The organism is Streptomyces sp. NBC_01235 (assembly GCF_035989285.1).
Taxonomy (GTDB): domain Bacteria; phylum Actinomycetota; class Actinomycetes; order Streptomycetales; family Streptomycetaceae; genus Streptomyces.
Genome location: NZ_CP108513.1, coordinates 438,254 through 457,967 on the forward strand (window position 1 = coordinate 438,254; position 19,714 = coordinate 457,967).

Annotated in this window: 18 protein-coding genes and 5 pseudogenes; 14 read left to right on the plus strand and 9 right to left on the minus strand. The window is 72.8% G+C overall.

The genetic code is table 11. The annotated features are described in order from the left end of the window. The first annotated feature begins 52 nt into the window (after window positions 1-52). Window positions 53-1,223 (plus strand): annotated as a pseudogene (locus tag OG289_RS01885) (MFS transporter). Between the two features lie 3 nt (window positions 1,224-1,226). On the opposite strand, the gene OG289_RS01890 reads toward OG289_RS01885, so the two are convergent. The 6 genes and pseudogenes from OG289_RS01890 to OG289_RS01915 all read right to left on the minus strand — a co-directional run bounded on the left by OG289_RS01890 (window position 1,227) and on the right by OG289_RS01915 (window position 5,586). Next, a complete protein-coding gene (locus tag OG289_RS01890; RefSeq protein WP_327312242.1) occupies window positions 1,227-1,745 on the minus strand; it encodes a MarR family winged helix-turn-helix transcriptional regulator in 519 nt (172 codons plus the stop codon). 148 nt (window positions 1,746-1,893) lie between these two features. Further along, a complete protein-coding gene (locus OG289_RS01895; RefSeq protein WP_327312243.1) occupies window positions 1,894-3,063 on the minus strand; it encodes an NAD(P)/FAD-dependent oxidoreductase in 1,170 nt (389 codons plus the stop codon). Continuing rightward, window positions 3,060-3,263, minus strand: a complete 204-nt coding sequence (locus tag OG289_RS01900; RefSeq protein WP_327312244.1) for a ferredoxin — start codon at window positions 3,261-3,263, stop codon at window positions 3,060-3,062. The genes OG289_RS01895 and OG289_RS01900 overlap by 4 nt, the downstream gene beginning before the upstream one ends. Window positions 3,264-3,317: 54 nt before the next feature. Next, window positions 3,318-3,695 (minus strand): annotated as a pseudogene (locus tag OG289_RS01905) (cytochrome P450); the annotation flags it as partial. Window positions 3,696-4,208: 513 nt separating this feature from the next. Next, complete coding sequence (locus tag OG289_RS01910) at window positions 4,209-4,973, minus strand: response regulator transcription factor (protein ID WP_327312246.1); 765 nt, start codon at window positions 4,971-4,973, stop codon at window positions 4,209-4,211. A 91-nt stretch (window positions 4,974-5,064) separates the two neighbouring features. Further along, a complete protein-coding gene (locus OG289_RS01915) occupies window positions 5,065-5,586 on the minus strand; it encodes a MarR family winged helix-turn-helix transcriptional regulator (protein WP_327312247.1) in 522 nt (173 codons plus the stop codon). A gap of 488 nt (window positions 5,587-6,074) precedes the next feature. Between OG289_RS01915 and OG289_RS01920 the strand changes: the two genes are divergently transcribed. From OG289_RS01920 to hemC, 12 genes and pseudogenes are all read left to right on the plus strand, one after another. Next, window positions 6,075-7,016 carry an SGNH/GDSL hydrolase family protein gene (locus OG289_RS01920; protein ID WP_327312248.1) on the plus strand — a complete coding sequence of 314 codons (942 nt, stop codon included), beginning with the start codon at window positions 6,075-6,077 and terminating at the stop codon, window positions 7,014-7,016. A gap of 28 nt (window positions 7,017-7,044) precedes the next feature. Continuing rightward, entirely contained in the window at window positions 7,045-7,581 is a 537-nt protein-coding gene (locus tag OG289_RS01925) for an SDR family NAD(P)-dependent oxidoreductase (protein ID WP_327312249.1), read from the plus strand. A 129-nt stretch (window positions 7,582-7,710) separates the two neighbouring features. Beyond that, window positions 7,711-8,750 (plus strand): annotated as a pseudogene (locus OG289_RS01930) (zinc-dependent alcohol dehydrogenase). 118 nt (window positions 8,751-8,868) lie between these two features. Beyond that, the gene (locus OG289_RS01935; RefSeq protein WP_327312250.1) at window positions 8,869-10,020 is read left to right on the plus strand and encodes a sensor histidine kinase; all 1,152 of its coding nucleotides are present in this window, start codon (window positions 8,869-8,871) and stop codon (window positions 10,018-10,020) included. Window positions 10,021-10,189: 169 nt separating this feature from the next. Next, window positions 10,190-10,900, plus strand: a pseudogene (locus OG289_RS01940) (MMPL family transporter); the annotation flags it as partial. A 116-nt stretch (window positions 10,901-11,016) separates the two neighbouring features. Beyond that, window positions 11,017-12,219: a sensor histidine kinase gene (locus OG289_RS01945; protein WP_327312251.1), complete on the plus strand. Its 1,203-nt coding sequence runs from the start codon at window positions 11,017-11,019 to the stop codon at window positions 12,217-12,219. Beyond that, window positions 12,216-12,905: a response regulator transcription factor gene (locus OG289_RS01950; RefSeq protein ID WP_327312252.1), complete on the plus strand. Its 690-nt coding sequence runs from the start codon at window positions 12,216-12,218 to the stop codon at window positions 12,903-12,905. Before OG289_RS01945 ends, OG289_RS01950 begins: the two co-directional genes overlap by 4 nt. 80 nt (window positions 12,906-12,985) lie before the next feature. Then, entirely contained in the window at window positions 12,986-13,966 is a 981-nt protein-coding gene (locus OG289_RS01955) for an ATP-dependent DNA ligase (protein ID WP_327312253.1), read from the plus strand. Between the two features lie 154 nt (window positions 13,967-14,120). Next, window positions 14,121-14,897 (plus strand): NPP1 family protein, encoded by a 777-nt coding sequence (locus OG289_RS01960; protein WP_327312254.1) that lies wholly within the window; start codon window positions 14,121-14,123, stop codon window positions 14,895-14,897. A gap of 74 nt (window positions 14,898-14,971) precedes the next feature. Then, window positions 14,972-15,490, plus strand: a complete 519-nt coding sequence (locus tag OG289_RS01965) for a hypothetical protein (RefSeq protein ID WP_327312255.1) — start codon at window positions 14,972-14,974, stop codon at window positions 15,488-15,490. After that, window positions 15,487-15,954 carry a GNAT family N-acetyltransferase gene (locus OG289_RS01970; protein ID WP_327312256.1) on the plus strand — a complete coding sequence of 156 codons (468 nt, stop codon included), beginning with the start codon at window positions 15,487-15,489 and terminating at the stop codon, window positions 15,952-15,954. Before OG289_RS01965 ends, OG289_RS01970 begins: the two co-directional genes overlap by 4 nt. A 50-nt stretch (window positions 15,955-16,004) precedes the next feature. Further along, window positions 16,005-16,940 carry a hydroxymethylbilane synthase gene (gene hemC, locus OG289_RS01975; protein ID WP_327312257.1) on the plus strand — a complete coding sequence of 312 codons (936 nt, stop codon included), beginning with the start codon at window positions 16,005-16,007 and terminating at the stop codon, window positions 16,938-16,940. A gap of 33 nt (window positions 16,941-16,973) precedes the next feature. On the opposite strand, the gene OG289_RS01980 is transcribed toward hemC, so the two are convergent. From OG289_RS01980 to OG289_RS01990, 3 genes and pseudogenes are all read right to left on the minus strand, one after another. Continuing rightward, window positions 16,974-17,495: a hypothetical protein gene (locus OG289_RS01980; RefSeq protein ID WP_327312258.1), complete on the minus strand. Its 522-nt coding sequence runs from the start codon at window positions 17,493-17,495 to the stop codon at window positions 16,974-16,976. Between the two features lie 212 nt (window positions 17,496-17,707). Beyond that, a pseudogene (locus tag OG289_RS01985) lies at window positions 17,708-18,195 on the minus strand (ATP-binding cassette domain-containing protein); the annotation flags it as partial. Next, entirely contained in the window at window positions 18,192-18,647 is a 456-nt protein-coding gene (locus OG289_RS01990; RefSeq protein ID WP_327312259.1) for a MarR family winged helix-turn-helix transcriptional regulator, read from the minus strand. The gene OG289_RS01990 and the pseudogene OG289_RS01985, both read right to left, overlap by 4 nt. A 275-nt stretch (window positions 18,648-18,922) precedes the next feature. Here OG289_RS01990 and OG289_RS01995 point away from each other — a divergent pair, with 275 nt between their 5' ends. Beyond that, a complete protein-coding gene (locus OG289_RS01995) occupies window positions 18,923-19,714 on the plus strand; it encodes a SigB/SigF/SigG family RNA polymerase sigma factor (protein WP_327312260.1) in 792 nt (263 codons plus the stop codon).

Here is a 19,714-nt window from a genome sequence, read left to right on the forward strand (position 1 = left end):
GGCGGCAGATTATCGGAAGCACGACAGGCGATGGGGGCATGACGATCGCAGCATGCCGAGAAACCGATCCGTCACGCTGATGTCCCTGGGCCACGCCTGCGTGGACGTGTACCAGGGGGCCGTGGCCGCGCTGGTCCCCTTCTTCGTCTCCGAGCGGGCCTATTCCTATGCCGCCGCCTCCGGGATCGTGCTGGCGGCCTCCTTGTTGTCGTCGGTGGCGCAGCCGCTGTTCGGCGTGCTGACCGATCGGTGGGCGATGCCCTGGTTGCTGCCGCTCAGCGCGGCGGCCTCCGGCGCGGGGATCGCCGTCAGCGGGGTCGGCGGCTCGTACGCGCTGACCCTGGCGGCGGTGGCCGTGTCCGGGATCGGGATCGCCGCCTATCACCCGGAGGCCGCGCGGGCGGCCCGTGCCGTCTCTGACGGCCGTCACACGGCGATGGGCTGGTTCGCGCTCGGCGGGAACGTCGGCTTCGCGTTGGCCCCGCCACTGGTCGCGGCCGTGGTCGCGACAGGGGGGCTGCGGGCCTCGCCCCTGCTGGGTCTGCCGGCCCTCGCGGGGGTGGCGCTGTGCACGGCCGCGGTGCGCTCGGCGGCCGGGCGGACCGCGCCCGCCCCCGCTGCGGCCGACGGGGCGGGCCGGGACGACTGGTCGTCGTTCCTGCGACTGTCGGGTGCGGTGGTGTGCCGGTCGATCGTCTTCGTCGGCCTGGGCACGTTCGTCTCGCTGTACGCACGGGAGCGCACGGGAGGCGGGGCGGCGGCGGGGACGGCCGCGCTGTGCGTGCTGTACGCGGGCGGCGCGGTGGGGACGCTCGCGGGGAGCCGGCTGGCCGAGCGCTACGGACGGCTCGGGGTGGTACGCCGCTCGTACGCCGTGACGGTGCTCGCGGTGGCCGGTGTGGTGCTGGTCCCGGGGCCGCCCCTATCTGTTCGTCGCCCTCGCCTCGGCCGGGCTGTACGTCCCGTTCTCGCTGCATGTGACGCTGGGCCAGGACTGTCTGCCGCGGCGCATGGGCACCGCGAGCGGCGTCACCCTGGGGTTGACAGTGAGCGTCGGGGGCGCGGCCGCTCCGGCTCTGGGCGCGCTCGCGGACGCCACGTCCCTGCGGACGGCTCTGCTGCCCCTGGTCCTGCCGCCCGTGCTGGCCTGGCTCCTGCTGCGCGGTCTGCGCGACCCGGCTCCGGCCACCGCGCTTCCGGCCGGGGCCGGCTCACGCGTCTGAGCGTCAGGCGCCGGAGGCCGCGGCCGGCTGCTCGACCTCCTCGTCGACGGCGTGGGAGAGGAAGTCGTCGACCATGCGGTGGAAGAGCGTGGCGAGCTGGCCCAGTTCCTCCGGGGACCAGTCGGACAGCGCCAGTTGCATCCCCCGGGCGCCCGCCTCCCGGACCCGGTCGATGGCCGCGCGGCCGGTCTCGGTGAGCTGGATCCGCTGGGCCCGGCCGTCCTGGGGGTCGGGGACCCGCGTGACGTAACCGGACTTCTGGAGCTGCTGGACCGTGCGCGTCACATGGGAGGCCTCCACGCCCAGGCGCTGGGCCAGCTCCCCCGGCCGCAGCGGCTCGGAATCGGCGACCTGCCGCAGCAGCGCCACGGCGGCACGGTCGAGGGGGACGCCGGCCAGCGCCATCAGCCGGTCGTGCTGGCGGGCGCGGGTGCTCAGGTAGGTGATGCGAGTGAGCGCGCGCTCGATCTCGACCACTTCCGGAGAGGCGACGGAGGGCACGGGGAGCGGTTCGGTGGACATGCGACCTACTTTACCATCTTGTTGCGTAACTCAAGTAATTTACTGCGTGCGTTTACCCACATCTCCTCCTGAGTGAGGATGCCGGACAAGCGTGAAGGGCCCCGGCAGGCTCGCACCGCCCGCCGGGGCCCGTCCGTCGACGCCCGCTCTACGCCGGGACGCGCACGTGGTCGCCCCAGGCGGCGCCGGCCGCGATCGCCTGTCGCCACAGCCGGATCGCCTTCGGCGGCATCCCGACCGCGAGCGCCCCGCTCACCCGGTCGCCGGTGCGGTACGCGGCCACGAACCGGCGCTCGGCGAGGTCGCCCTCGACGACGGCGACCTCGTCGTGGCCGCGCAGGAACCCGTACGCCTGGATCTTCATGTCGTACTGGTCGGACCAGAAGTACGGCACGGGCGCGAACGGCTTGCGGGCACCCGAGGCGAGCAGGTTGCGGGCGGCGGCCATGCCCTGCTCGGCCGCGTTGGTGCGGTGCTCGATCCGCATCGACGTGCCGAACAGCGGGTTGTACCAGCGGGCCACGTCCCCGGCTGCGTAGACGCCCCGGGCGGCCTCCAGGTACTCGTCGCACACCACGCCGTCGCCCACCGCCAGTCCACTGGCGGCCAGCCAGTCGGTGTTGGGCAGCGAGCCGATGGCGACGAGCACCTCGTCGGCCTCGACGACCTCGCCGTCACCGAGCCGTACACCGTCCTCGGTCACCTCGGTCACGGTGACCCCGCAGCGCAGGTTCACCCCCCGGTCGAGGTGGGCCTGCGACAGCACCCGCCCGACCTCCTCGCCCACGGCGTGGGCCAGCGGCACCGCCGCCGGCTCGAGGAGGGTGACCCGGGCGCCGAGCCGCCAGGCGACGGCTGCCGCCTCCGCGCCGAGGAACCCGGCGCCGACGACTACCAGGTGGAGTCCCGGCTCGAGCCGCTCCCGCAGGGTGAGGGTGTCCTGCAGGGTGCGCAGCACGTGCGCGCCCTCGCCGGGCAGGCGGCGCGGTCGTACGCCGGTCGCCAGGATCAGCCCGTCGTACGGCAGCTCGCTCCCGTCGGCCAGCCGCACGCTCCGGCCGGCGACGTCGAGGCCGGTCGCCGCGACGCCGAGGCGCAGGTCGAGGTCGAGGGCGGCGAGGTCGTCGGCCGGGCGCAGCCACAGCCGGTCCTCCTCCCATTCGGAGGCGAGGACCTGCTTGGACAGCGGTGGCCGGTCGTAGGGGAGGTGCGGTTCGTCGCCGACGAGGGTGAGGGTGCCGGTGTAGCCCTCGCGCCGGAGCGTCTCGACCGCCGCGAGTCCGGCGGCCGAGGCTCCGACGACCACGAGCCGGTTCACTGCTGGACCAGCCGGATCGCGGCGGCGGGGCAGAGGGCGACGGCCTCCCGGACGTCGTCGACGAGGTCGGGTCCGACCTGCTCCTCGAGCAGGATCGCGATGCCGTCGTCGTCCTGGTCGAAGACCTGCATGGCGGCGACCACGCACTGCCCCGAGGCGACGCACCTGTCGGCTTCCAGCTCGACTTTGAGAGATGTCATGGGATTCCCCTTCTTTCACGGTCGGTTGTCGTTGTGCTGCGGGACGGGGAACCGTCACCAGGTCACAGACAGGGAGTGGACGCCGTGGGAGAAGGCGTCGCGCCTGAAGCGGACGTCGTCCAGCGAGACGGCCGGCTTCAGGGTGGGGATGCGCTTGAAGAGGATGCCGTAGACCACCTGGAGTTCCCTGCGGGCCGGCGGCCGGCCCAGGCACCGGTGGACGCCGAAGGCGACATGGCGGCGGGCGCCGCGGGCGAGGTCGAGCCGGTCGGGGTCGGGGAAGATCTCCGGGTCCCGGTCGGCGATCTCGTTGACATTGATCACGCCCTCGCCGGCCTTGATGACCTGTCCGGCGATCTCGATGTCCTCGACGACGGCTCGGCGCCGTCCCAGGTGGGTGATGCGCAGGTAGCGCAGCAGCTCCTGGAGCGCGTGCTGCTCGTCGTAGCGGGTGACGAGCCACGTCTCGGAGCCGTCCCACAGCCGCACCTTCGTCAGCGGCGCCTGCTCCTGCAGTTCCTTCAGGGCGGGCGGAGGGTCGAAGGGGCGACGGGCCGCCCGGGACATCAAGAACTCGGGGACGGTGTCCGGGGCTTCGGGCACCGGACCGGTCAGGGTGTCGGCCATGGCTCTCCTCGGTGGCGGGGAGCTCCGGTGGGGTTGGAGCGTCGGCGGGGAAGGGGGTCGAGGCCTGGTGAGCACACGCAAACAGAGGGGGCTGACAGCTTCCGGTCAGTTCCCTGACATAAACCTGACGTGACGTGGATCATGTGGGGAGTTGACGGCCGTCGGACATACGAATGTTTCGTCAACACACCTTTTCCACACCGGAGTTGGTGCGAGCAGGACAAGCGCGACCCGGACACGAACGGGCGGCACCGCACCCCGCGACACCGCCCTCCACCTGTCGGCACACAGCGTCTTCGGTGTTTGCTCCATCGGTTTTCAGCATGCGCCGTCCACCTTTCCCAGCCAGTAGCCGAAGCCCCGGCGGGTGTGGATCAGCACCGGCGCTTCGCGGTCCACCTTGCGCCTGAGCCGGGAGACGAGCTGCTCGATCGCATTGTCGCCCCGGAAATCGCCCCAGACGTACCGGCTGATCTGCTCCTTCGACAGCACCCGGTGCGCGTTGACCAGGAGGTGGCGCAGCAGGCGGTACTCGGCGGGCGTGAGGTCGAGGTTGCGGGTGCCGCGCCGGGCCCGGCAGAGGGTGTCGTCGAGGAGCAGGTCGCCGTAGCCCGGGGCGCTGTTCGGGCGGCCGGGGGCGGCGCCGCGCAGCAGCATCTGCATCCGGGCCAGGACCTCGGCCACCCGGAAGGGCTTGGTGACGTAGTCCTCCTCCCCCAGGCCGAGTTCGGGCAGGAGGCGGTCGAGGGAGTCGTATGCCGCGAGGTAGAGGACCGGTGGCCGATGGGCGACCACCGGGCGGCCCACCGCACCACTGCCGGCCAGATCCGGCAGCCCGGTGTCGACGACCAGAAGGTCGAACCGGCGGGCGTCGAGCCGGGCCAGCGCCTCGGCCGCCGTGCCCGTGAGGCTGATCCGGTAGCCCGCCAACTCGAGGGTGGTGGCCAGCAGTTCGGCGACGTCCGGTTCACTCACGACGATCAGGACGCGCTGACCGGAGCCGCGGGCGAGCGACGGCTTCCCGGTCGGGTACGACGACTCCTCACTCGGGCGTGACGGTTTATCGGTCGGGTTGTCGTACATGGCCGTGACCGTTCGTGTCGGGCTCGGGCGGGTCGGACCTCCGGCGAGGCCGGTGCCGCCCGCGGGGTTCTCCAGGCCGGGTCGCCGGTCGTCACGCCGCGGGGGTCGTGGCGCCCGCATCGGACACGCTTCCTTCGTCGAGGGGGTGGGCGAGGAAGACGTCCACCATGCGGTGGAACAGGTCGGCGAGCTGCCGCAGTTCGCATGGCGACCAGTCCGCCAGGACCAGTTGCATACCGCGGGCGCCCGCGTCGCCCAGCCGCGCGACGGCATCCTCCCCCAGGGGGGTGAGCCGAATGCGCCGGGCGCGGCTGTCATCGGGGTCGGCGACCCGGGTGACATAGCCGTCCTTCTGCAGCCGCTGCACCTGGCGGGTGACGTGGGAGGCCTGGACGGCCAGCACCTGGGCGAGCTCCCCCGGGCGCAGGGGGTCGTGCTCGGCGATCTGGCGCAGCATCGCGACGGCGGCCCGGTCGAGCGGCACGCCCGCCATGACGACCAGCCGTTCGTGCTGCCGGGCACGGACACTCAGGTAGGCGACCTGGGTGAGGACCCGCTCCATCTCGACCGCTGCGGGCGAGGCGGGGGGCACTGCGGGCGGTGAGGGGGACATGGGTCTCACCCTACCTTTCTGCTTGCCTAACTCAAGTAAATCCGGTCGCTTGCTTGACTCAAGTAATCCACATGTGTTTGCCTAACTCAAGCAATCCGGTGGCGGTCGCTTCGACCCCCAGGACGAGCCCGACCGCTCGCCACCGCTCCCCGGCCTCTCCTCGACGGCAGGAGTCCTCCCGTGCAAGACACCGACCACCGCACCTGAACCAACCGCCCGGCCGCCCCTCCCCAGGGGCGTGACCGCACAGACCGGAGTCGCCTCGAGCGGAGGCGGCTCCCAGGCGCCGAACCCGTGGGGACGGGGATCGGCGCGGTCCCGGGCCCGGCAGCCGGCCCACTCCCCCCCGACCGGCGCCGGACCCGGGGCACCTCCCCCTCCACGCCCGCTCGGCCGCCCCGGCCGCCTCTCCCCCGGCCGAGCACAGCAGCCCCACGACCACCGCTGCACGGCGTGGACCACCCGGGACGACAGACAGGACCTCTCCCATGAAGACCTCCGTACGAGCCGCGCTGGCCGGAGCGCTCGCCTGCGGCGTGCTGACCACCGCGATCGTGATCAGCCGGCACGACGACACCTCCGAGTCCGCCCCGCCGAAGGGCCCGTACGTCGCGCTGGGCGACTCCTACACCGCGGGGCCCAAGATCCCGGACCAGGGCGGCAGCCCCGCCGGCTGCGACCGCTCCGACCGCAACTACCCGGCCCTCGTCGCCCGGCGGCTCGGCCTGCCCGCCGCCGACTTCCGTGACGTCAGCTGCAGCGGCGCGACCGTCACCGACCTGACCGCGGCCCAGTCCACCGACCACGGCACCAACCCGGCGCAGCTGTCCGCCCTGTCGGACCGGACCCGGCTGGTCACCCTCGGCATCGGCGGCAACGACATCGGCTTCGCCTCGCTGGTGAAGAGCTGCGTGAAGTCGGGAGTCCTGCGCTTCGCGCTCAGCGCCCTCGAGGCCGGCACCGGGAACGCCGTGGACGCGGGGGACGCACCCTGCCGGGCCCGGTACGTCTCCGACGGCGGCGACGAGGTACGGCAGCGGATCGAGGCGGCGGACGAACGGCTGGGCGAGGCCCTCGCCGAGGTCAGGCGCCGCGCGCCGAAGGCCCGGGTCTACGTCGTGGGCTACCCCGCGATCCTGCCCGCGGGCACCGCCGACTGCGGCAGCGAGATGGGCCTCGCGGCCGGTGACGTCACCTACCTCCACGACAAGGAGCAGCAGCTGAACCGGATGCTGCGGGAGCGGGCCGGCAAGGCGGGGGCGGGCTACGTCGACACGTACACGCCCTCGGTCGGGCGCGATGCCTGCGCCGACCGTCAGGTGCGCTGGGTGGAGCCGCTGGTGCCGCTCGCCCCGGCCGCCTCCGTCCACCCCAACGAGCGCGGCGAGCAGGGCATGGCGGACGCCGTTCTGAAGACCCTCGGCGTCTGACGGCCCCTCGCGGCGAAAGGAGCACGGTATGAGCAGCGACCACATCGGCGGCACGGACCTCGACGGGCGCACCGTCGTCGTCACGGGCGCCGGGTCCGGCCTCGGGCGCACCACTGCGCTGGCCCTCGCCCTGCGCGGTGCGAAGGTACTGATCGCGGACGCGGACGCGGAAGGCGCGCACGGCACGGTCAAGGCGATCGGGAACGCGGGCGGCTACGCCGTCGCGGTCGTCGGCGACCTCGCTGGACAGGAGGTCGTGGACGACGTCGTGGCCACCACGCTGTGCGCCTTCGGCGCGCTGGACGTCCTGGTGCACGCCACCGTGGTCGTGGACGAACTGCTCACGCGCGCCGTGCTCCCGCACATGCTGAACGCCGGCGGCGGCTCCGTCGTCTTCGCCGCGTCCGCCCCCGGTGTCGCCGACCTCGTGGCGTCGCTCGAGGTGGCCTACCGCGCCCGCGGTATTCGCGCCGCGGCCGTCGGCCCGACCGCCGGGCCCGGGCCGAAGGAGCGGGCCGCGGCCGTCGTGCGCCTCGCCCTCGACGGCGACCGGTCCGTCTTATGACGTCCACGGCCGCCTGACAACGACCCCTCCGGGAGGGTCACACTCCCCCGGATTCCATCAGGGCTCCCCCGAGCCCGGCAACACCTGTTTCCCGTGAACGAGTTTCGAGCACCGAGAAAGGCTCCCCTCATGAGCACGATGAAGTCCGTCCAGACCGGCGGGGTCGACAAGATCGACGTCGTGGACGTCGAGCTGCCCACGCCCGGACCCAAGGACGCGCTCGTCCGGATCCGCGCCTGCGGCATCTGTGGCACCGACGTCACCTTCCTGCACATGGGCGGTATGCCCGCCCGGGCCCACCTGGGCGGCGACCTGGTCCCGGTGGCGCTCGGCCACGAGCCGGCCGGTGAGGTCGTGGAGGTCGGCGCCGAGGTGGACGGCCTGAAGGTGGGCGACCGGGTGGTCGTCAACCCGCAGGACGCGCCCACCGGGATCATCGGCTGCGGCGGAAAGTTCGGCGGGATGAGCGAGTACCTGCTGATCGAGAACGCCGAGGTCGGCAAGAGCGTCGCCGTCTTCCCCGACACCGTGCCGTTCGACGTGGCCTCGCTCAACGAGCCGATGGCGTGTCCCGGCACGCCGTCAACCGCTCGGAGGCGAAGCCCGGTGACAAGGTCGTCGTGTTCGGCGCCGGGCCGATCGGCCTGGGCGCCGCGATCTGGCTGAAGCTGCGCGGTGTGGAGCACGTGGTCGTCGCCGACGTCATCCCCTCCCGGCTGGAGAAGGCACTGGCCGTGGGTGTGGACGCCGTCATCAACTCCGCCGAGGAGGACGTGGCCGCGCGGCTGACCGAGCTGCACGGGCAGAGCGCCAACGCTCTGGGCCAGCCCCGGCCGGGCACCGACATCTTCATCGACGCGGCGGGCGCCCCGGTCGTCTTCAACACCGTGGTGCAGTCGGCGAAGTGGGGCGCGAAGCTGGTCATGGTGGCCGTGCAGAAGAAGGGCGAGATCGACCTCGGCGGCATGCTCCGTAGCGAACTCACCCTCGTCGCCTCCCAGGGCTACCCGACCGAGATCTTCGAGGTGACCCCGGAACTGGTCGAGCACCAGGAGCGGTTCGCCAAGCTGATCAGCCACCGCGTCCCGTTCGCCGAGGCCGACCGCGCCTTCGAGCTGGCCCTGACGCCGGGCGCGGCCGAGAAGGTCGTCGTCACGCTGGACGACTGAGTCCGGGTCGGGGTCCGCCGGCCGGGGTCTCGCCCCCGGCCGGCGGACCGTGCCGTTGCCCCCCACGCTCCCACTTCCACCGCCTCCCCTGCTGCTCTTCACGAGAGGAACGGCATCCATGCGCGCGACCCTGCGACAGGCTGCGCGGGCCACGGTTCACCTCTTCCTGGCCGCCCTCATGGCCTTCGGGTCGTACATCTTCATCACCGTCCTGCTGATCACCGCCACGGGCTCGGTCGCGGTGGTCGGGATCTGGCTGCTGCCCGAGACCGTGCTGCTGATCCGCCGGATAGCCGGCGCCAAGCGGCAGTTGACGGCGTCCTGGACCGGCCGGGAGATCCCCGAGGCGTACCGGCCGATCACCGGTCCCGTGCGTGAGCGGCTGCGGACGGCCGTCCGGGATCCCGGAACGCTCACCGACGTGCGCTGGATGGTGGCGCACTACGCCTACGGCTGGCTGACGGTGCTGATGCTGCCGCTGTGGCCGGCGGGGCTGCTCGTCGACGGGGTGTGGAGCGGGCTGCTGGGCCGGGAGGCGCTCGTCCTGCCGTTGATCGTCAGGCTCGCCGACCTCGAGGCGCGCTGGTCGGCCGCTCTGCTCCGGCCCTCCCCGAAGGCGCTGCTGGCCCGGCGCGTCGAGCAGCTGACCGCCACCCGGGCGGACGCGGTCGCCGCGCACGGCGCCGAACTGCGCCGTATCGAACGGGATCTGCACGACGGCGCCCAGGCGCGTCTCGTCGCGCTCTCCATGCGCATCGGGCTGGCCAGGCGGGCGTACGGGGCCGATCCCGAGACGGCGCGCAAGCTGCTGGCCGACGCGCAGGACCAGGCCGAGGAGGCGCTGACGGAGCTGCGGCACGTCGTGCGCGGCATCCATCCGCCCATCCTCACCGACCGGGGGCTCGTGGGCGCCGTACGGGCGCTCGCGGCCGGCAGCGGCCTGCGGGTGGCGGTGCGGGCGGACGATCCGGCGGACGGGCCCCGGGCCCCGGCCGCGGTGGAGGCGGCCGCCTACTTCGTGATCGCCGAGGCGCTGACCAACGCCGCCAAGTACAGCGGGTCCGAGCGGGCGGAGGTCGTCCTGGCGCGCTCCCGGACCGGGCTGAGCGTGCGGGTGCGCGACCAGGGGTGCGGCGGCGCCGACGAGAGGGCCGGATCGGGGCTGCTGGGGATGCGGCGCCGAGTCGCCGCGCTCGACGGGACGGTGCGGGTGACGAGCCCCGTGGGCGGGCCGACGGTGGTCGAGGTGGAGCTGCCGTGCGTGTGGTGAGCGCCGCCCCGGTCCGCCTGTCGGATGACGGGCGCGATGGCCCGTACTGCGTTCTCAGTACGCCGGATTGTCGGCAGCCGCACGACGACGTGCGGGGCCCGCTGCCGGAAGCCTGGGGCGGTACTCGAGATCGGATGGGGAGACCTCCGTTCCATGGCCGTACATCTGTCTCGACCGCGCGACCGGCGCGACGTTCTCGGTCACCGGCACGACCGCGGTGAACATCGACGTCTCCGAGAAGGTCCAGTCAGCCCTGATCCCCTACCTGATGGTCGTGGCGGGTCTGGCCTTCGTGCTGCTGCTGATCGTCTTCCGGTCCGTCCTGGTGCCCCTGAAGGCCGCCATCGGCTTCCTGCTCTCCGTGCTCGCCGCGCTGGGCTCGGTGATCGCGGTCTTCCAGCAGGGCCACGGCGCCTCGCTCCTGGGCGTCGAGGCGACCGGCCCGATCATGAACATGATGCCGATCTTCCTGGTGGGCATCGTCTTCGGACTCGCCATGGACTACGAGGTGTTCCTCGTTGCCCGGATGCGGGAGGCGTACGTCCACGGGAACAGGCCGGCGCAGGCCGTGGTGAGCGGCTTCCGGCACAGCGCCCGGGTCGTGGTGGCCGCCGCACTGATCACGATCGCGGTGTTCGCCGGGTTCGTCACGGCCGACGAGTCCCTGCTCAAGATGATCGGGTTCGGGCTGGCGGCGGCCGTGCTGCTCGACGCGTTCGTCGTGCGCATGGCCTTCGTACCGGCGGTGCTGGCACTGCTGGGGCAGGCGGCCTGGTGGCTGCCGAAGTGGCTCGACCGGGCGCTGCCGACCGTCGACGTGGAGGGCGAGTCCCTCGCCCGCGCCGAGACCGCGACGCGGCGGGAGGCCGCCCCTGTCTGACCTTCCCCTCCTCCCGAGGGGGTGGGCCGCCCGTGTCATCACGCACGGGCGGCCCCGCCCGTCCGACGCGACGGGCAACGACCACGATGGGTCCGAGCCCCGACCGGAGTCAGCCGATGTTCATCCCCTGGCAGCGCTACGCGGACGACCACGCCCGCACCGTCGACACGATGACGGCCGTCCTGCTGTTCGCCGCGTTCCTCTTCGGCAGCGAGATCAGCATGCCGAGCAACGACCAGCCCGACGCCGCGGGCCCGACGATCGCCCTCGCGCTCGTCTCCTGCGGCACGCTGCTGCTGTGGCAGCACACCCGCCCCGGTGCGGCCGTGGCCGTGACGGCGTGCTGCGTCGCCGGCGCGATCGCGTGCGGCCACCTCATCACGCCGCTCCTGCTGGGCCCCCTCGTGCTCGCGCTCTACCGGCTGACCGTGCGCACCGGCCGCCGCACCTCGCGCCGCCACTACCTTGCCGCCCTCGCCCTGATCGTGCCGACGGCCCTGTTCGTGGACCCCGTCGCCCACCCCTGGCAGCTGAAGACGATCAGCCCCGCGGTCTGGCTGCTGTTCCCGGTCGTGACCGGCAACGTCGTCCGCCTCCAGCGCGCCTACGTCGACGCCGTCCAGGCCCGCGCCGAGTACGCCGAGCACGGCCGCGAGGAGGAGGCGCAGCGCCGCGTCGTCGAGGAGCGGGTGCGCATCGCGCGGGAGCTGCACGACATCGTCGCCCACCATCTGGCCCTGGCAAACGCCCAGGCGGGCACCGCGGCCCACCTCGCGCGCACCCACCCCGACCGCGTCCAGGGCCTCCTCACCGACCTCGCGGGTACGACCTCCTCGGCGCTGCGCGAGCTGAAGGCCACGGTGGGGCTGCTGCGTCAGGCGGACGACGGTGAGGCGCCGCTCGCCCCGAGCCCCGGCCTGGCACAGCTGGCCGAACTGACGCAGACGTGGGCTGGCCTGGACGTCAAGGTCGCGACCGAGGGCGCGGCGCGGCCGCTCAGTCCTGGCGTGGACCTGACCGCGTACCGCATCGTGCAGGAGGCGCTGACCAACGTCACCAAGCACGCGGGCGCGCGCACGGCCCGGGTGCGGCTGCACTTCGGCCGCGACCGGCTGACGATCACCGTCACCGACGACGGCACCGGCGTGCCCTCGTCGGTCGCGGACGGCCGGGGTTTCGGCCTGATCGGCATGCGCGAGCGCGCCGAGTCCGTCGGCGGTGCCCTCCAGGCGGGGCACCGCCCCGAGGGCGGCTTCCAGGTCACCACCCGGCTTCCCCTCTACCCCGACGCCCCCGCACCCCGAGAACGGACCCCATGACCATCCGCGTGCTGCTCGCCGACGACCAGGCCCTGTTGCGGGCCACCTTCCGGATCCTCATCGACTCCTGCGACGACATGGAGGTGGTGGGTGAGGCCACCGACGGCGGCGAGGCGGTCGACCTCGCCCGGCTGCACCGCCCCGACGTCGTGCTCATGGACATCCGCATGCCCGGCACCGACGGCCTCGCCGCCACGTCCGTCATCTGCGCGGACCCCGGCCTGCGCGACACCCGGGTGCTGATCCTGACGACCTTCGAGATCGACGAGTACGTCGCCCGGGCGCTGCGGGCGGGCGCGAGCGGCTTCCTCGGCAAGGACGTCACCGCCGACGCCCTCCTCGACGGCATCCGCACCATCGCGTGCGGCGAGTCGCTGCTCTCCCCGCTCGCCACCCGCTCCCTGATCACCCGTTTCCTGGCCTCGCCCGCGGAGGGCGCCCGTCTCGCCGCCCCCGACGACCTCACCACGCTCACCGCCCGCGAGCGCGAGGTGATGGCCTGGGTCGCCGAGGGCCACTCCAACGAGGAGATCGCCGGGAAACTCTTCGTCAGCCCCCTGACGGTCCGCACCCACGTCCACCGCGCCATGACGAAACTCGGTGCCCGCGACCGCGCCCAGCTGGTCGTCATCGCCTACCGGACGGGCCTGGTGCAGGCCCCTCCGGCACCGCCGGGCACGTCCTGAGGGCGCCGGGCACAGCGCCGTTCGGGCGAAACCGGCGCGCCCTCCGCGTGCGGCGGTCCGGCCGCGTCCACAACTCACCCGTGACGCTCCCCCTCATCGCCCCCATGCTCGCCACCCCGGGCCGGCTGCCGCCCGCCGCCCACGACGCGCGCTGGGCCTACGAGACCAAACAGGACGGGCAGCGAGCGGTGGTGTACCTCGCCGGCGACGGAGGCATCACGCTGCGCGCCCGCTCGGGAGAGGACATCACCGGCGCCTACCCCGAACTTCGCCCGCTGGGCGACGCGCTCGGCGGAACACCGGCCGTGCTGGACGGCGAGATCCTCGCCCTGGACGAACAGGGCCGGGCCGACTTCCAGTTGCTTCAGTCCCGGATGGGGCTGGTCCGGGCACCGGGCAAGGCCGCGCGGCTGGCGACGACGGCCCCCGTGCACCTCGTGCTGTTCGACGTGCTGCACCTCGGCGGGCGCTCCCTGCTCCCGCTGCCCTATCTGCGGCGCAGGTCCCGGCTGGAGGCACTGGCGCTGGAGGGGCCGTTCTGGTCGACGCCCAGGGCCCTGGTCGGACACGGGCGGGAGGCCCTGGAGGCGACCCGCGCCCACGGTCTGGAGGGGCTGGTCTGCAAGCGGCTGGACTCGGTGTACGAGCCGGGGGTGCGCTCCCGCGCCTGGATCAAGATCCGGAACATGCGCGTCGCGGACGTCCTGGTCGGCGGCTGGCTGCCCGGCAAAGGGCGGCTGACCGGGCTGCCCGGCGCCGTCCTCGTCGGACAGCGGTCCGCGACGGGCCTGCGGTACGTCGGCGGGGTGGGCACCGGCTGGAGCGAGACCGAGCGCGTCGAACTCGCGGCGCTGCTGCGGGCCGCCGCGACCGACCTGTGCCCCTTCGACCCCGTACCCCAGGCGGCGGGCGCGCGCTGGGTCGTGCCCCGGCTGGTCGGCGAGGTCCGCTACAGCACCCGTACCCGGGCGGGGCTGCTGCGCCAGCCCTCGTGGCTGCGGCTGCGGCCGGACCTGGCGCCCGAGGAGTCGGCGGCCGACCTCCCGGACATTTCCTCCTGACCCCACCTCAGCAGCCAAATTTGGGCTGCGCTTCACCACTGATACGTCTGCGACCCCTTGGCGCGGAAGTGAAAAGCGGGGAAGCTGAACTGCTTTTCAACTCCCTCTCTCCACACAGCCGTTGGGCTGCGCCCGCAACCCCGAGGAGGACGCAGTGTCGTCACCGAAGTTCAAGGCCCACCGCAGGAGGTGGCTCACCGGGCTCGCCGGTGCCGCCGCGCTCGTCGTCGCAGTGCCGTCGGTCGCCTTCGCCGCCCCGCCGGCGGCGCTGCCGTCCAACGCCGAGGCCGCCGAGCTGACCTACCAGCCCGCGTTCGACTACGACACGGACGGCTGCTATTCGACGCCCGCCATCGGCCCCGACGGCACGATCAACGGCGGCCTGAAGCCGACCGGTTCGCTCAGCGGCGACTGCCACGACGCCTCCGACCTGGACAACACCAACAGCTACTCGCGCTACAAGTGCAACAACGGCTGGTGCGCGTACATGTACGGCCTGTACTTCGAGAAGGACCAGGCGGTGGCCGGCAGCAGCATCGGTGGGCACCGGCACGACTGGGAGCATGTCGTGATCTGGGTGCAGAACGGGGCGATCCAGTATGTCTCGACGTCAAACCACGGCTCGTTCACCGTCACCGCGGCCTCCGGCGTCCGCTTCGACGGCACGCACGCGAAGATCGTCTACCACAAGGACGGCATCACCACGCACTGCTTCCGGCTGGCCAACAGCAACGACGAGCCGCCGGAGAACGCCAAGGGCACCTGGCAGTACCCGCCACTGGTCGGCTGGAACGGCTACCCGTCGGGCCTGCGTGACAAGCTGAGCGCGTACGACTTCGGCAGCGCCAACTTCGGTCTGAAGGACGCCAACTTCACCAACCACCTCACGTCGGCCAAGCCGTCCGGGATCGCCTTCGATCCCGCCGCGTGAGTCCCGGCCGCCGTCCGGGCCGATCTGCTCCTAGGCCGTGGACGGCGGCGCACGCACACCCCCATGATGTCCTGATGGATCTTCACGACGAACTCCCGTCGGCCGTCCCGGCGAAGGCGCTGCTCACGCTCGCCGAGGGCCATCACGCCCGTGCCGCCCGGCCGCTCGGCACCCACGAGGTCGCCGGGCATCTGGTCAAGACGTACGCGATCGAGGCGCCGGGACGGACGGTGGCGGACCGGGACGCCCGGGAGGCGATGCGGATCGCCGCGGGCCATCTGACCCTCGGGGAACTGCGGGGATCCCTCGGCCTGGCCGTGGTGCTGGCGCACGCGGGCGGTGACGGGGACTACGTCCTGGTCCACACCTGGATCGAGGGTCACATGTCGGATCTGGCGGTGTTCACCGGTCCGGCCGGTCGGCCGGAGGAGCTACGGCCCGGGCGGGCCGGGCTGGCGCCGTGCGTGTGGGAGGCGGCCGTCCTGGCCCACGAACGCGACGCCTTCGCACGGCATGTCCTGGACGGCACCGGCCCTCTCGGGGAGCGGCTGGCCGCGTGGGGCGCGGACACGGTCGAGGGGGACGTCAGGTGAGCGCCGCCGCCCGGGTACGGCGCGCCGAGCGCTCCGACCTGCCGCGCGTCGCCGAACTCGCCGCCCAGCACGCGGAGTACGAGCGCGCCGCCCCGCCGGTGCCGGACCTGGCGAAGCGCCTGGCCGCACTCCTCTTCGACACCCCCGCGCCCCGGCTGTGCTGCCTGGTGGCCGAAGCGCCCGACGGCGAGGTCGTCGGCTACGCGACCTGCGCGCCCGAGCTCTCCACCTGGGAGGGCCGCGAGTACCTCTACCTGGACTGCCTGTTCCTCGCCCCCGGCCACCGGGGTCTGGGCCTGGGCGCCCTGCTGATGGAAGCGGTCGCGGAGCGGGCCCGCGGCCTGGGCCTGCCCGAGGTGCAGTGGCAGACCCCCGCCTGGAACGACGGGGCGATCCGTTTCTACGCCCGCCTCGGCGCCCTCGGCACGGACAAGCGGCGCTTCAGCCTGCGGGTCGACGCCTGAAACCGGCAAGCGGCGCGGCGCACGGGCCGCGAGGGTCTATCGTGTCCCGCATGTCCGTTCCGGAACTGATCCGTATCGTCTCCCGCGACTCGCCCATGGCACTGGCCCAAGTGGAGCGGGTGCGCGCGGAGTTGGCCGTACTGCATCCCGGTGTGCGCACCGAGGTCGTCCCCGTCAGGACGACCGGCGACAAGTGGATGGGCGACCTGTCCAAGGTCGAGGGCAAGGGCGCGTTCACCAAGGAGGTCGACGCGGCGCTGCTGGCCGGTGAGGCGGACCTCGCGGTGCACTGCGTCAAGGACGTGCCGGCGGACCGGCCGCTGCCCGCGGGCACGGTGTTCGCCGCGTTCCTGAAGCGGGACGACATCCGGGACGCCCTCGTGCATCCGGGCCACCTCACCCTGGACGAACTGCCGGCCGGGACGCGCGTCGGCACCTCCTCGGTGCGCCGGGTCGCCCAACTCGCCGCCACCCATCCCCACCTGGAGTGCGTGCCGTTCCGCGGCAACGCCAACCGGCGGCTGGAGAAGCTGGCGGCGGGCGAGGCGGACGCGCTTCTGCTCGCGGTGTCCGGCCTGGAGCGCATCGACCGGCGGGACGTGATCAGCGAGGTGCTGTCGCCGGAGACGATGATGCCGCCGATCGGCGCGGGCATCCTCGCCCTGCAGTGCCGCGAGGGCGACACCGACGTCATCGACGCCGTCAGCGGTCTGGGCGATCCGGCCACCCATCGGGAGGCCACGGCGGAACGCATGTTCCTGCACGTGCTCCAGGGGCACTGCAACAGCCCGATCGCCGGTTTCGCGCGGGTGGACCGCAGTGGTGAACTGTCCCTGCGGGCTTGTGTGTTCACCCCGGACGGCAAGACCCGGCTCAACGCCCACGAGTGGGCGGGCCGCCTCGACCCGGCGACGCTCGGCACGTCGGTGGCGGTGGCGCTGCTGCGTCAGGGCGCGCGCGAGATCATCGACGGCATCCCGCACTGACCGTCCGGTGACCGTCCGAGAGGACGGCGCCGGTCAGGCGGTGCCCTCTTCGGCCTGGTCCCGCAGGAAGTTGCTCACCTGGCGGGCCAGGCTGTCGCGTCCCGCGCCGGCCGGGGCGCCGCCGGGGCCCTCCTGCAGCCCGATGCCGCCCGTCCACAGCCGGCGGTCGGCCCAGTCGTCGTCGGCCCGCAACTGGACCTGCACGTCCACGTGGCTCAGGGCGGCCTCGGGGCCCGCCGCGTAGAGCACGGCGGTGACCCGGCGCAGCGGGTAGACGTCGAACCCTTCGATGAACTGCGAGTTGCGCCAGTCGATGAACGCGCTCTCGCCGTCGGGTCCGAGCCGCACGTCGATCTGGCCGTCCTCGAGGTGGATCGTGGGTTGCAGGGTGCCCCGGTTCTCGACGGTCACCCGGAGGCAGAAGTACGTCAGCCCCTCTGCCGCGTCGTCGCGCCCCCGCGGTGGCTCGCTCAGCTCCAGGCGGTGGACGCGGACCCGCAGACCGGCATGCTCGTCGTACTCCTGCCAGTCCCCGACCACGTTCGGCTCGTACACAGTCCACCTCTCGACTTCTACCGGCTGCTTCCTATCCGTGCGCCGATCGCACTGTCAAATGAGCGGAATGAGCTGTGGCCAGGGACTTCACCCCTTTTGATCGCTGATCAAGCCGTGCGCAGGCACAATCCGCCGACGGCCCGGGAAAGGGCTTGCAGGGGCGTGCCGCACATCACGTTCCGGGGCAAGATCAGCGGGCCGGCATGCCGGCGCAGCAGCCGTGGCACGCCGACCAGGGCCTGGGCGAGTTCGAGACGGCGGACCACGCCGCCGGAGCAGGTGCCGGCGAGCCGGTCGGCGGCCTCCGTGAGGCCGCCGGCGCACAGGGCCTGGTCGACGCGTCCGGCACGCTCGCGCCGGGACACGTCGAAGACGCGGGCGAACAGGGCGACGTTCTCGTGGCCGGTGAGCCCCGAGTCGGCGGACAGCTGCTGGGGCACGTGGCCGGGCAGTCGGCGTACTGCCATCCGGTCCCCTGCGGTGTCGTGGCCGAAGACGCGCACCCTCCCGGACGGGACCGGCAGCAGGGTGGTGATGCAGCGGATGGCGGTGGTCTTGCCGGCTCCGTTCGGTCCCAGCAGGCCGAAGACCTCGCACTCCCGGACGGTCAGGTCGAGCCCGTCGACGGCCCTGGTGTCGCCGAAGGCGTAGGCGAGCTGTGTACACGCCGGCCGGCGTCCGTGGCACGGTCGGCGCTCATGACTCCTCGGCGTCCTCGTGCAGGGTGACGGCGAGCGCGCGCAGGGACGGCAGCGCCGCGCGCAGGGCCTGGCGGTCGGCGGCGTCGAGGCAGGCGACATGCCGGCCGACGAGCGCGGCGCGCCGCTCCTTCCACGCCCGCAGCCGGGCCTCGGCCGCGTCGGTGAGCAGCAGGCGGGCGAAGCGCCGGTCGGCGGGGTCGGTCTCCCGGACCAGGCAGCCGTCCTTGACCAGCTGATTGACGAGAGTCGAGACCGAGTTGCCCGCGAGGCACAGCTCCCTGGCCGCGTCCGAGACGCCGATGCCGGGCCGGGACTCGACGAGCCGCAGCAGCTCGACCTCGGCGCCGCGCAGTCGCGGCACGGTCAGACCGGCCCGCAGCCGCCTCCTGAGCAGCCGCTGGACGCCGACGAGCGCGTCGGCGAGCTCTTCGGGGAACGTCTCCTCGTCCACGCTCGCGAGATTACCTCTGTGCCAGAGGCATCTGGACCAAGGGAGGACCAAGAGGGGGAAAGCGGCACGGAAGGTCAAGCGCGACACAGGGCAAACATGAACAAATCAGTTTCAAGGTGTCCGACCGCGGGAATCTGCACGAAGTGCTTCGGACCGGAGGCACGTCCGTGGGACCCGCCGCGCGGCCGGCCCCGGCTGTTCTCCGAGCCGTCCGAGTGAGCGCTTCCCACGGTGTCCGCCCATTCACCGGCACCTTCCTGAGGGAGGCGCGCGTGATGCGTACGACCGTCCGAACCAAGCAGCACCCCCACGACGACGCCCCGGACACCACCGAATCCTTCGTACGGCTCGCCGGGCTGCCCGCCGGGCCGGAGCGCCAGGCGCTCAAGGACGAGCTGGTCCGGCTCTGGCTGCCCATGGCCGAGCGGATCGCCGTCCGGTTCCGGGGGCGCGGCGAAGCCCTCGAGGACCTGTACCAGGTCGCGGCGCTGGGACTCGTCAAGGCCGTCGATCACTACGACCCGGACCGCGGCCGCGCCTTCGAGGCGTACGCGGTGCCGACGATCACGGGCGAGATCAAGCGCCATTTCCGCGACCACATGTGGACGCTGCACGTGCCGCGCCGGGTCCAGGACCTGCGCAACCGTGTACGGCATGCCGCGAAGGAGCTGTCGCAGACGAGTCCGGGCCGGCCGCCGACCGTCGCCGAGATCGCCACGTACGCGCAGCTGAGCGAGGACGAGGTGCGCACCGGCGCGGAGGCTCTGGAGTGCTTCTCCGCGCTGTCGCTGGAGGCCGAGCTGCCCGGCACCGACGGCTACGCGCTCGAGGACGCCCTCGGCGACCCCGACACCGGCTACGACACCGTCGTCGACCGGGTGGCCGTGGCGCCCTGTCTGCGGGCCCTGCCGGAGCGCGAACGGACCATCCTGTACCTGCGGTTCTTCGCGGGCATGACGCAGAGCCGGATCGCGGAACAGATGGGGATCTCGCAGATGCACGTCTCGCGGCTGCTCAGCGGCTGCTTCGCGCGGCTGCGCGCGGAGATCGCCGCCGACGCGGGATGA